12 protein-coding genes are annotated in these 11,811 nt (G+C 39.1%); 10 read left to right on the top strand and 2 right to left on the bottom strand.

Annotated features, from left to right (window positions below; all coding sequences use genetic code 11):
* Positions 1-8: 8 nt before the first annotated feature.
* The 9 genes from CYO90_RS05580 to mrdA are packed head-to-tail and all read left to right on the top strand — an operon-like array spanning position 9 to position 7,028.
* Complete coding sequence (locus CYO90_RS05580) at positions 9-1,220, top strand: lytic transglycosylase domain-containing protein (protein ID WP_021084294.1); 1,212 nt, start codon at positions 9-11, stop codon at positions 1,218-1,220.
* Entirely contained in the window at positions 1,207-2,067 is an 861-nt protein-coding gene (locus tag CYO90_RS05575; RefSeq protein ID WP_009294185.1) for a septal ring lytic transglycosylase RlpA family protein, read from the top strand. Before CYO90_RS05580 ends, CYO90_RS05575 begins: the two co-directional genes overlap by 14 nt.
* 57 nt (positions 2,068-2,124) lie before the next feature.
* On the top strand, positions 2,125-2,658 hold the full coding sequence (gene hisB / locus CYO90_RS05570) for an imidazoleglycerol-phosphate dehydratase HisB (RefSeq protein WP_050880896.1): 534 nt from the start codon (positions 2,125-2,127) through the stop codon (positions 2,656-2,658).
* Entirely contained in the window at positions 2,655-3,143 is a 489-nt protein-coding gene (locus tag CYO90_RS05565) for a KdsC family phosphatase (RefSeq protein ID WP_004317467.1), read from the top strand. The genes hisB and CYO90_RS05565 overlap by 4 nt, the downstream gene beginning before the upstream one ends.
* Positions 3,134-3,661 (top strand): LPS export ABC transporter periplasmic protein LptC, encoded by a 528-nt coding sequence (gene lptC, locus CYO90_RS05560; RefSeq protein WP_004317464.1) that lies wholly within the window; start codon positions 3,134-3,136, stop codon positions 3,659-3,661. The genes CYO90_RS05565 and lptC overlap by 10 nt, the downstream gene beginning before the upstream one ends.
* Positions 3,634-4,110, top strand: a complete 477-nt coding sequence (gene lptA, locus CYO90_RS05555; RefSeq protein WP_103578771.1) for a lipopolysaccharide transport periplasmic protein LptA — start codon at positions 3,634-3,636, stop codon at positions 4,108-4,110. The genes lptC and lptA overlap by 28 nt, the downstream gene beginning before the upstream one ends.
* Positions 4,107-4,718, top strand: coding sequence for a ribosome biogenesis GTP-binding protein YihA/YsxC (gene yihA / locus CYO90_RS05550; RefSeq protein WP_004317590.1), 612 nt, complete (start codon positions 4,107-4,109; stop codon positions 4,716-4,718). The genes lptA and yihA overlap by 4 nt, the downstream gene beginning before the upstream one ends.
* Before the next feature lies 1 nt (position 4,719).
* Positions 4,720-5,211 (top strand): hypothetical protein, encoded by a 492-nt coding sequence (locus CYO90_RS05545; protein ID WP_103578770.1) that lies wholly within the window; start codon positions 4,720-4,722, stop codon positions 5,209-5,211.
* Complete coding sequence (gene mrdA / locus CYO90_RS05540) at positions 5,208-7,028, top strand: penicillin-binding protein 2 (RefSeq protein ID WP_103578769.1); 1,821 nt, start codon at positions 5,208-5,210, stop codon at positions 7,026-7,028. Before CYO90_RS05545 ends, mrdA begins: the two co-directional genes overlap by 4 nt.
* A 707-nt stretch (positions 7,029-7,735) precedes the next feature.
* Here the strand turns inward: mrdA and lon are convergent.
* Positions 7,736-10,153 (bottom strand): endopeptidase La, encoded by a 2,418-nt coding sequence (gene lon / locus CYO90_RS05535; protein ID WP_103578768.1) that lies wholly within the window; start codon positions 10,151-10,153, stop codon positions 7,736-7,738.
* 8 nt (positions 10,154-10,161) lie between these two features.
* The gene (locus tag CYO90_RS05530; RefSeq protein WP_021084369.1) at positions 10,162-10,809 is read right to left on the bottom strand and encodes an outer membrane protein assembly factor BamD; all 648 of its coding nucleotides are present in this window, start codon (positions 10,807-10,809) and stop codon (positions 10,162-10,164) included.
* Between the two features lie 112 nt (positions 10,810-10,921).
* Between CYO90_RS05530 and fliW the strand changes: the two genes are divergently transcribed.
* Positions 10,922-11,323 (top strand): flagellar assembly protein FliW, encoded by a 402-nt coding sequence (gene fliW / locus CYO90_RS05525; RefSeq protein ID WP_002939483.1) that lies wholly within the window; start codon positions 10,922-10,924, stop codon positions 11,321-11,323.
* The last annotated feature ends 488 nt before the right edge of the window (positions 11,324-11,811 follow it).

Here is an 11,811-nt window from a genome sequence, read left to right as displayed (position 1 = left end):
GGATAGAAATGAAAGCAATGCTTAAGATATTTTTATTATTTGCATGTAGCACCTTGCTACTAGCAAACGCCCCTGAGAAGAGCTCTTACGACACTCAGGTTAAAATTTTAAAGGAGCTAGACATCGATGCTAGCTTTATGAAAACTTCTCACTATGCAAAGATGAGACAAGGCATACAAAACTCACAGGTAAGAACATTTACAGATGCCTTGAAAAACGGCTATATGTATATACCAATGATAAAAGAGCAGATCAAAAAATCAGGCGTGCCTGAGTCGTTTTTCTACCTAGCAATGATAGAGTCAGGCTTTTCAAATCACACTGTCTCAAACGCTAAAGCTACTGGTATGTGGCAGTTTATGGAGCAAACAGCTAAAATTCACGGTCTAAAAGTAGGGCAATACACCGATGAGAGAAAAGATCCAGTTGAATCAACTGTTGCAGCTACAAACTATCTAAGATCACTTAAAAATCAATTTGGCAAGTGGTATCTTGCAGCATTAGCTTATAATTGTGGTGATGGAACGCTTAGAAGAGCAATACAAAAAGCTGGCACAGATGATTTGGTAACACTGATTGATTCAGAAAAGAAGTATCTTCCACCTGAAACTAGAAATTTCATCATTAAAATTTTAAGAGCGGCATATATAGCAAAAGATGCAGACTTTTTGATATCTAAAGAGTCATCTTTGCTAAACATAAATGGTGGATTAAGACTTACGAAAGTAAAAGTACCAGGCGGTACAAATTTAGCTCAGATAGGCGACAGCATCGGTCTTAGCACAAAAAAGATGAAAAGTAATAACCCGCATTTAAAATTTGTATTTACACCTCCAACTTTAAAAGATTATTACGTTTATATCCCTGAAAATAAAAAGCAACTTTTCTCAGATAATTTCAAACCATTTAATGGCAAAAATAACTTCTACGCATACACTGTAAAAAAAGGCGAGACCTTGCTTTCTATCTCTAAAAAGACAGGCGTTAGCCACAGAGCGATCAAGGACTACAACGAGCTTAGCACAAACGCAGTAAGCTATAATCAAAAACTAATAATCCCTTTTTCTACTCAAAATAAATCTCACAACTACGTAGTTCAAACAGGCGATACAATCGCATCTTTATCAAAGAAATTTAATGTAAGCGAAAAAGATATAAAAGATGCAAATTCTTTGGCTAGTTCAAATTTAAATGTCGGAGCAAATATTGTCATACCGTAAGAGCCTAAATTTCTACTTAGGACTAAGTTTTACACTTTTAATCACTGGTTGTTCTTGGAGCGGGGCTCCATTTACTCCAAGTGGCCCAACTAATGTAAGAGGCAACAACTCAGCCTCAGTTCAAAAAGCAACAATGAGACCATACACCATAAATGGCAAAACATACTATCCAACCGTCGTAAGTGTCGGCGATAAAGCCAGCGGAACGGCAAGCTGGTATGGTCCAAATTTTCACGGCAAAACAACATCAAATGGCGAAGTTTATAATATGTATAATATGACTGCGGCGCATAAAACTTTGCCGATGAATACAATACTTAAAGTAACAAATTTAAGAAATCAAAAAAGTGTTATCGTGCGTGTAAATGACAGAGGACCTTTTGTGGCTGACAGGGTGCTTGACCTTTCAAAAGCAGCTGCGATGAAGCTTGATGTCATCGGCACTGGTACAGCTCCAGTTAGTATGGAGGTTATCGGCTTTAATGAAGACATTAACGCTGTTACAACCGCTAGCGCGCAACCAACAAAACCAACAAGCACTGGCATAAAAGTGCCAAATCCAGTCTCTCCAACGGCCCCAGTTGGTGGCATTGTGATCTCATCAGAGCAACGCGTTGTGGGTGGAGATTTTATGGTACAAATTGGCTCGTTTAAAAACCTTGAAGGCGCAAACAGATACCAAAGAGAGCATAAAAGCATAGATGGTTATAGATCAGTCGTTAAGACATTTACGATAGATGGCTCAACCATTTATAGGGTATTTTTAAATGGCTTTAGAAGCGAGGACGAGGCTAGAGATTACGCAAGAAGCGGTAAATTCCAAGGTGCATTTATAGTAAGAGGTTAGGGCGTGAGAGAGGAAATTTTAGAACTAATTAGAAACACAAAAGAGACGCAAATCTCAATGAAGCTCAAAATTTACGGCTCTGGGGTTGCAAAGATAAGCACAGGCATTGGCTTTTTTGACCATATGCTTGAGGCATTTACAAAGCACTCTTTGCTCGATCTTGAAATTTCATGCAAGGGCGACACGCATGTGGATTTTCACCACAGCGTCGAGGATGTAGGCATAGTTTTGGGACAGCTTTTAAAAGAGGCTTTATATCCATTAAGCGGTGTTGAGAGGTTTGGCGAGGCGAGCGTTGTTATGGATGAGGCGGCTGTTTTTTGCGCGCTAGATCTTAGCAACAGAGCCTACCTTGTATATGAAAATTTTAATGAAAATGCCAAGGTTGGTGAGTTTGACACTGAGCTTGTGGAGGAGTTTTTTAGAGCAGTTGCTATAAATTCAGCCATCACTCTTCATCTAAATCAAATTCGTGGCAAAAACACTCATCACATCATCGAAGCAACATTTAAATCATTTGCCGTAGCACTCCGCAGAGCGCTTGCCAAAAACGCAAGGATTGGCACTCCAAGTACCAAGGGCGTTTTATGATAGAAATTATATTTTTAGACGTTGATGGGTGCCTCACTGATGGCAAGATCATCTACAATGCAAATGGCGAAGAGCTTAAATTTTTTGATGTAAAAGATGGTTACGCGATAGAGAGCTGGCTAAAGCTTGGCAAAAAGGTGGCTATCATCACTGGTAGAAAGTCGGCCATCGTTGAGCGAAGGGCTGAGGATCTAAAGATAAATCACGTCTATCAAGGCGTTGGCGATAAATTTGAAGTAGCAAGCGAGATATTAAAATTTGAAGGGCTTAGCTTTAAAAACGCAGCAGCTATCGGCGATGACTATAATGACTATAAAATTTTAGACGCAGTTGCATGGAGCTTTAAGCCAAAAGATGCCATTAAAGAGCTTGATGTAAAGACAAAGCTAAAGCACAAAGGTGGCAATGGCGCTGTTAGAGAGATGATCGAGATGATCATAAAATCAGAAAATTTATATGATGAGTGGTCTAAGCGTTGGTTGTAAAAATTTTCTACTTCGTCGTGGCTATTTTTAGTGCTGTGATGATATTTTTAGCTGCACAAGACCCATACCTAGCAAACGTGCTAAAGGTTGATACCAACATATCAAATATGCAGGTAAATGACGTGGTTGATTATGAGATAAACTCGACCAAGATAAGCGGAGTTTATGAGAGTGACGAGCTAAACAGATATAACGACAGGGATGAATTTTTAGACTTTAAGGCGAGAATTTTAAGGGGAAATTTAAGACATTTTCTAAGCTCAGACAAGGCTATCTCGCAAAACGATGAGATAATCTTTCAAAAAAATGCAAACTATGAAAACAACGATAGTTTGAAATTTAAAAGCGATGAAGTTATATATAATACAAAGACAAAAATAGTAAGATCAGAGGCAAATTTCACCATCACTAGAAATGGCGATAAAGCACTGGGCGATAGTGGAAGCTACGATCTTGGTAAAAAACAAACGCAGATAAAAGGGTTAAGGGCATGGGTAGAAGAAAAGCAGCGATTTTAGCGATGATTTTGGGCTTTACATTTTTAAATGCAGAGCAAGTTGAGATCACATCAAACGATTTTTTTGCTGATGAAAACAAGCAGATCAGCGAATTTGTAGGCAACGTAAATATCAAAAAAGGCTCATACGATGAGCTAAAGGCAAACAAAGTCGTTGTGCATTTTGATAAAAAGCGCCAGCCAGTAAAATATGTAGCCATAGGCAACGCTAGAGCTAAAATTTTCATGAAAGATAAGCACTATGACGGCAAGGGCGATACGCTCACATACGAGCCAGCAAAACAGACATACACAGTAACTGGCAACGGCTACTTGCACGAGGTAGAGACTGATAAAAATGTCTACGGCGAAAAGATCGTGGTCAATCAAAAAGATGGCACATATAGCGTAAATAGCGATGAGAAAAAGCCAGTTAAATTTATCTTTCAAATAGAGGATAAAACCAAGTGATAAGAGCCTTGAGCGCTAAATTTATCACTTCAAGCCCAAGCATAAAAGAGGCTCCAAGCTTTGTGACAAGCGAGGTGGTCTTTTTGGGCAGGTCAAATGTGGGTAAAAGCAGCCTCATAAACGCACTTGTAAATCAAAAAAATTTAGCCAAAAGCTCATCAACTCCTGGCAAAACGCAGCTTATAAATTTCTTTGAGGCTGAGTTTTGTGAGGAAAAAGAAGAGAGTGAAAAAGAGAAATTTAAACTCATCTTGGTCGATCTACCAGGCTTTGGCTACGCAAAAGTGGCAAAGTCAAAACACGATGAGTGGCGTAAAAATTTAGATGAATTTTTGAAATTTAGAAGCGACATCAGACTTTTTATACATCTAATAGACGCTAGACATTTTGACTTAGACATCGACGTAAATGTGGATTCTTACCTAAAAAGCTTTTTAAGGGCTGATCAGAAAATCTTAAATTTATACACAAAAAGCGACAAGCTAAATCAAAGCCAAAAGAGTGCGATAATGAAATTTGACCCAAGTGGCATTTTGGTCTCGACACTCAGCAAAAGCGGCATCGACAAGGCACGGGAAGCTATCATAAACCACGCTCTTGGTAGGTAAAATGCAAACCATAAGCAGCTTAGATATTAAAATTTTTAAAGGCTTTTGGTGGGTCATTTTTTTATTATCTTATGAGATCGCAACTACGCAGTTTGGCTTCTTGCCACCACTTATTGGCATCTTTTTTACATATATGATTTTGGAGTATTCAAGAAAGCAAAAGCAGTATGATGAGTTTAAGCCCTCGTGGTATTTTTCACTCATTTTCTTGGTCTTTGCCGAGCAAATTCATGGCTTTTATCTCTTTTCAACGATCATTGCGTTTTTGCTATTTTACAACTTCGTGCTAGACTGGCTATATACGACGATGAAGTGGCGAAATTGCCTGCTTATCATCTTTGTCGCCTCTGGCTATGTGCTAACTTTTCTTGTAAATAACCTTTTTGCCTACGTCTTAAACGAGCCAAATTTGACTTTTAGTGCAGAGTATCTATTTTTCATAGCGCTTGAAAGTGTGCTTACTATCGTGCTATTTAGGGACAAAGTGCTATGAGGATGCGTATCGTTTTTGGCGTGATCGCTCTTTTTTGGATCATGCTTTTGGGGCGGATTTACCACTTAAGTGTCAATTCAAATACTTACTATAACGAGATCGCTGAGCAAAATGCGATAAAAACTATCTATATCCCGCCAGTTAGAGGCATCATCTTTGATGCACACGACAAGCCTATGGCGGTCAATCGTCTAGGCTTTTCTATTTATGTAAAGCCGCACCTTAGCGCAAACAAAAAGGTGAAAATTTTAGACGATGAGCTAGCCTATATCGGCTCGCTATTTGGCGATCTAAATGTCACCAAGCTTAAAAATGAATATATAAAAAACGACTCAGCCTACAACCAAGACTTTATAAACGTGGTCGAATTTGTTGATTATGATAAATTTTTGCCATTTTTTGCGCCTCTTTCTCTGCGTGAAAATTTAGAGATAAGACCCGCATCAAAACGCCACTATCCATACAACGACCTAGCTTCTCACATCATCGGCTACGTTGGCAGGGCAAACCAAAAAGATATGGAAAATAACCATTTGACAAAGCTTACAAACTATATCGGTAGAAGTGGCGTCGAGCGCTTTTATAACCCGATCTTGCAAGGAATTCAAGGCTTTAAAAAGATCAAGGTAAATGCGCTAAATGAGGAGATCGAGCAGGTGAGCTATCAAGCGCCACAAAGTCAAAACATAAAGCTCGCCGTCGATCTTGAGCTTCAGCAGTTCGTCGCTGATGTATTTGGTAAGGATGCAGGAAGTGTCATAGTTATGAGCTTAAAAGATGGCGCCATCATCGCAGCAGGAAGCTTTCCTGAGTATGATCTAAATCCGTTTGTGCTTGGAATTTCTCAGGCTGAGTGGGAAGAGCTTGTAAAAAACGTCGATCACCCATTTACAAATAAGCTGATAAACGGTCTCTATCCGCCAGGATCTGTCGTAAAAATGGGTATGGCTCTTGCCTTTTTGGACAATGGCATGAGCAAATATGATAGCTTTTTTTGCAGTGGATCGTATGAGCTTGGAGGGCGTAAATTTCGCTGCTGGAACTCGCATGGTCATGGCACGGTTAATATGAACACAGCCATTAGAGAGAGCTGCGATGACTATTTTTACAAGGGTAGCCAAAAGATCGGCATCGACGCCATTGTACCGATACTTGAGCGCATGGGTTTTGGTAGAAAAACGGAGGTTGATTTGCCAAATGAATTTGTAGGGACCTTGCCAAGTAGGGAGTGGAAGATGAGGAAGTATGGCAAGGCGTGGTTTCAAGGCGAGACGCTCATCACCTCTATCGGACAGGGAAATTTTTTAGTCACGCCTATGCAGGTGGCTAAATACACAGCAGGCCTTGCAACTGGGCTAAATGTGACGCCACATTTTTTAAAGAGCATCGATGGCAAGGATGTTGATTTTACGCCAACAGATGATGCTTTTACGCCGTTTGAGAAGTCACAGCTACCTGCCATTAGGCATGCGATGTATGAGGTGGCAAATCACCCAAGAGGTACGGCAAATAGGCACTTTGTGGGAAGTCTTGTAAAGGTTGCGGCAAAGACTGGAACAGCTCAGGTCGTTGGCATCTCGCAAACTGAAAAGAAACGTATGAAAGAGGAGGATATGGCGTATCTGCAAAGATCTCACGCGTGGATGACGACCTATGCGCCTTTTGAGGACCCACAATACGTCATAACGATGGTTGTCGAACACGGCGGTCACGGTGGTAGCGCTGCTGGACCAAAAATCTCTCAAATTTATAACAAGCTAGTTGAAATGGGATATATAAAGCTAGATAAAGTCCAGACTGAGAAAGAGAAGAAATAGAATTTTTAAGTATATATTTGAAGCTTATATGTAAATTTTAGAGCCAAAATAAATTCTAAATTTACGAGGAATTTGCTGAGTATATTCTTTTTTTGTATTTTGCTTTGCAAGCTACAAACAGAATATAATTCAAGTTTTTGTTTTTTGCAAAAAAATATAAAGCTTACAAAATTTTAAACCTTCATTCATCCCTAAGAATTGATTACTAAAATTTGGCTTCACTTGTAGCTTAGGTTAAATTATAGAGCAAAAATACCATTTCAAATTTGCTCAAATTTAACCAAAAACGTATATAGAGTTTTTGCACAGTTGCATGTTATCTTGAACGCGCCAGGGAAGAAGGATTGTTAAGGGGAGAAGGGAGCTTTTTTTGTTCCATGAGCTCGCAACTGCAAGTAGAGTGTAATTTAAGCCTTTTTTGTCTCTTTTTTGATAAATTTATATCGCAAGTCAAATTTTAAAATCGTGCTCACTCGCCTTAGTAACTTAGTAAATTTAGGGCTCATAGTCATTCGCCACTAAATTTAGAAGCGTGATATGCTCGCTCATAAATTTTAAAATTTATTTTTCTCTAGTGTGCTACATGTACTTATAATGTTTAAATTATTAATTGCCTTTATGCGTTATATGGCTTTTTATTTGGATTTTAAAATCGTCAAAATTTATAAATTTTCCTAGCCCTAATCTCACTTAGGACTAGGAAAAGATTATTTTTTAGCTACAAGAGCATTTTTTAGCACATCATCGATCGTATCTACTGCGATGATCTTTATATCAGCCTTTACTTCAGCTGGGATGTCGATAAGGTCGCGATCATAGTTTTTGCGAGGTATTAGAGCTGTTTTGATGCCAGCTTTGTGTGCAGCGATGAGCTTCTCTTTTAGACCACCGATCGGTAGCACTCTACCAGTTAGCGTGATCTCGCCAGTCATTGCTATGTCGTGTCTTACCTTTGTATTAGTTAGTATCGATGCGATCGCGGTTGCCATCGTGATACCAGCACTTGGTCCGTCTTTTGGCACGGCACCCTCTGGCACGTGCAAGTGAAGGTCATAGCGTCTATAAACGTCACTGGCTTCTAGCTTGTGCTTGTCATCGTCAAATTTTGGCACGATAGCCATCGGCACTTTTATTTTTTTGTTGTCTATTAGCACTTTAACAACACTAAATGCGATCTGAGCACTCTCTTTCATCACGTCGCCTAGTTGACCGGTGATCTGCATATTACCTTTGCCTTGGATTCTGATAGCCTCGATCCTTAGCACATCGCCACCGACACTCGTCCACGCTAGGCCATTTACTAAGCCGATCTGATCTTTTTTATCCGCTGGCTCGATCTCATAGACCTTTTTCTCTAAAAATTCTTTTAAATTTTTGGCCGTGACGCTGATCTTGCCCTCATTTTTTTTAGTGAGGATATTTTTGGCGACTTTTCTTAATATATCAGCGATCCTACGGCGTAAATTTCTCACACCGCTCTCTCTTGTGTAGTCGCTGATAATTAGCTCAAGTGCCTCTTTGCTGATGCTAACATCGCTTGGTTTTAGACCGTGCTTTTTAAGCTCCTGAGGCAAGAGATATTTTTTAGCGATCTCAAATTTCTCTTGTGGAGTGTATGAGCTAAGCTCGATAAACTCCATCCTATCTCGAAGTGCGGCTGGGATCATGCTTACATCATTTGCTGTAGCGATAAAGATGATCTTGCTAAGATCGATGTTGAAATTTAAGTAGTAATCTCTAAATTTATTATTTTGCTCAGGATCTAAAATTTCAAGTAAAACCGCGGTTGGATCGCCTCTGTAGCTTCTACCAACCTTGTCGATCTCGTCTAAAACAACCACTGGATTCATCTGCTTAGCTTCTATGAGCCCTTGCACAATGCGACCTGGCATAGCGCCTATGTAGGTGCGGCGGTGACCTCTTAGCTCATTTACATCCTCAAGTCCGCCAAGTGCGATCCTAACTAGTTCGCGCTTTAACGCCTTTGCGATCGAGTTTGCAAGGCTTGTTTTGCCTACGCCTGGAGGGCCTGCAAAGCATAAAATGGCGCCGTTATTTACCTTTTCGCCAACACCTCTAAGCTCCAAAAGCTCACGCAAGGCAAAATACTCTTCGATGCGCTCTTTTGGCTTCTCTAAGCTGTAGTGATCGGCATTTAGGTGCTTGCTCACTTCAGCGATAGATGATTTTTTCTTAGCTACATTTTCAAATGGTATCTCAAGTACCCAATCAAGATAGCTTTGCAAAGTGTTTGCATCAGCTGAGTCTGGGTGCATACGCGAAAGCTTATCTATTTGTTTTTTGATCTCTTTGTAAGCGTCCTCGGCCATAAATTTCTTCTTCGCATCAAGCTTTTTGCGGTACTCTTCAAGCTCCTCTTCACGGCTCGTGTCCGCTCCAAGTTCGGCTTGGATTTGCTTTAACTGCTCTTTTAAAAAGTACTCTTTATTTGTCTTATCGATCTTTGAATGGACTTTATTTTTTATCTCTTTTTGAAGTTTATTTGCCTCGATCTCTTCGATGACGTAGTCAATTAATTTTAGCAAGCGTTGTTCTAAATTTTCCTCGACAAAAAAGCTATAAGCGATCTGTTTTTTTAGGCGAAGTGCACTTGAGACTAGATCACAAACTCTGATCGCCTCAGCACTCTCTTCGATCGTTTTTAAAAGATCAGGCGGGAAAAAATGGCTAAACTGCGAAAGCTCTCTTACTTTTTCTCTTAAAACTACGATGAGAGCGTCAGTTTTGACCTGTGATGGGCGCTTTACGTGGAGCATATCGACGATGCCACGGAGTGGGTTTATGCCTGATTGTTTTAAAATTTTACCTTTGTCGATGCCCTGAAATAGCACTTTTACGCGTCCGTCAGGTAGAGGCACACGGCGCATTATCGTGCCGATAACGCCTGCGTCATATATGCCGTCAAAGTCTCTAGCGCCGTCTTGCTGTGGCTTTGTAGGCACGACAAGGATCGGCGTTTCTCCTTGTATGGCAAGCTCAAGCGCTTTTAAATTTTCTTCGTCGCTTAAAAAAAGCGGTGTTATCATAAATGGATATAAAAATAGCTCGTCCTCAACGATGATAGGGATCTCAGTGGGGAAGCCTTTGTTTTCGTTTATTTGCAAAATTTCTCCTATTCAAACAGTTTTCTATACCATGCCACGTCAGGTTTGATAAGGTCTGAGTTTTTAAACGGTGACTCTTCTAGCTTTTGCTCGTAAATTTTAGCCGAAACGTCACGGCCAGTTCTCTTGTAAAGATCTGCTATTTGCATATCTAAGAAGTAAAGAGCAAGTTTAAATTTGATAAGCATGGTCTCGATAAGTGGCTTATACTCGGTATTTGGATACATATAAAGAAATTTCTCGATCTCAGTTACGCTATCCTCCATTAGCTTTTGGTTGCGGTTTGGCTGGGTAAATGAGTCAAAATTTGCTTTTATCTTTAGATATTGAGCAAATTCTGTTTTTGGGCCGTTATCGCCGTATCTTTTGATGTATTCATCAAGATAGTGATTTGCCATGAGATACTCTTCATCATTTGCGTGAGCTTGGGCAAGGATGAGTAAAATTTGCTCCAAAAGCGGGCTTGCAACGTGCTCGCTAGCCATTGAAACGTAGTGTTTATCAGCTGACTCCAGATCGCCATCTTTTATGTCAGCGATGACCTGAGCGTACCACTCGTCTGGAGTTAGATTGTAAAGTTCGGTGTATTTTTCAGCACAACCACTAAAAAGCCCTAAAAGAGCCACGACTGCTAGAAATTTAGAAAATTTTTTCATGCTTTTCCTTAAAAATTTTAAATTCGCTTATTTTACATTTTTTGGCATTATTTTTGTATAAATTTTTTAAAACTATGCTAAAATAAGGCAATTTTACAAAACAGGAGTTAGTATGATTTTTAGTGTTAAAAGCCCTATTTTAGGCTTTGAGCATATCAAGACGATGGAACTGATTGAGCTCGATAAATTTTTTGTTAAGTTAGCAAGTAAAGATGATGAAACATCTTTTACAATGATAAATCCTTTCGCGTTAAGAAGTTATGAATTTGACATCCCAAGCTACTACGAAGAGCTTATGGATATCAAAGAGAGTTCGCAACTTAGAATTTACAATATCATCGTAGTTGCCCTTCCACTTGAGAAATCAACCGTGAATTTCGTGGCTCCTATCGTTTGCAATATGGACAATATGACCTTGTCCCAAGTTGTTTTAGATGTTACAAAATATCCACAATACGGGCAAGCCGAGATGATAGAAAATTTTATACAGAAAGCAACAAGCAAGGACATTTAGAAATTTTGAGTCTAATTACATTGAAGTTATTGTAATTTGAAATTTTTTTGTTTTATTTTTTTATCTTGTATTTATATCTTTGGTGATGAAGTATATCCAATAGATTATTTATTTATACCACATAGTGATGTATGCTCTTTTGCTGATGTTTGTAATGCTGGTTATGAATGCTCGATAGACAAAGATGGTTATAAGCATTGCATAAAAAAGGATACTTCTGCTACTGAATCTATGTATTATGTTGCTAATGACGATTATGGCAATCCAGTAAGAGCACGTATATATAGATATAATGATGATAGTGAAAGTATTGTACTGAAAAAGAGAGAAGAAGCTAGTTTTAAAAGAATTATAGGCGATATGGATGTTATTGGGGCTAGTGTAATTATACCAAAGATAGATGGTTATAATTTTTTGCCTCAAAAAAACATAGGCGGCAAAAATAAATTCTCGCAAACTTCTCAAATTGTAGAGAAAAGATTTGTTAA

The organism is Campylobacter concisus, assembly GCF_002913745.1.
Lineage (GTDB): Bacteria > Campylobacterota > Campylobacteria > Campylobacterales > Campylobacteraceae > Campylobacter_A > Campylobacter_A concisus_R.
The sequence above is the reverse complement of the archived record's forward strand: the minus strand, read 5'-3'. Positions and strand labels throughout refer to the sequence as shown.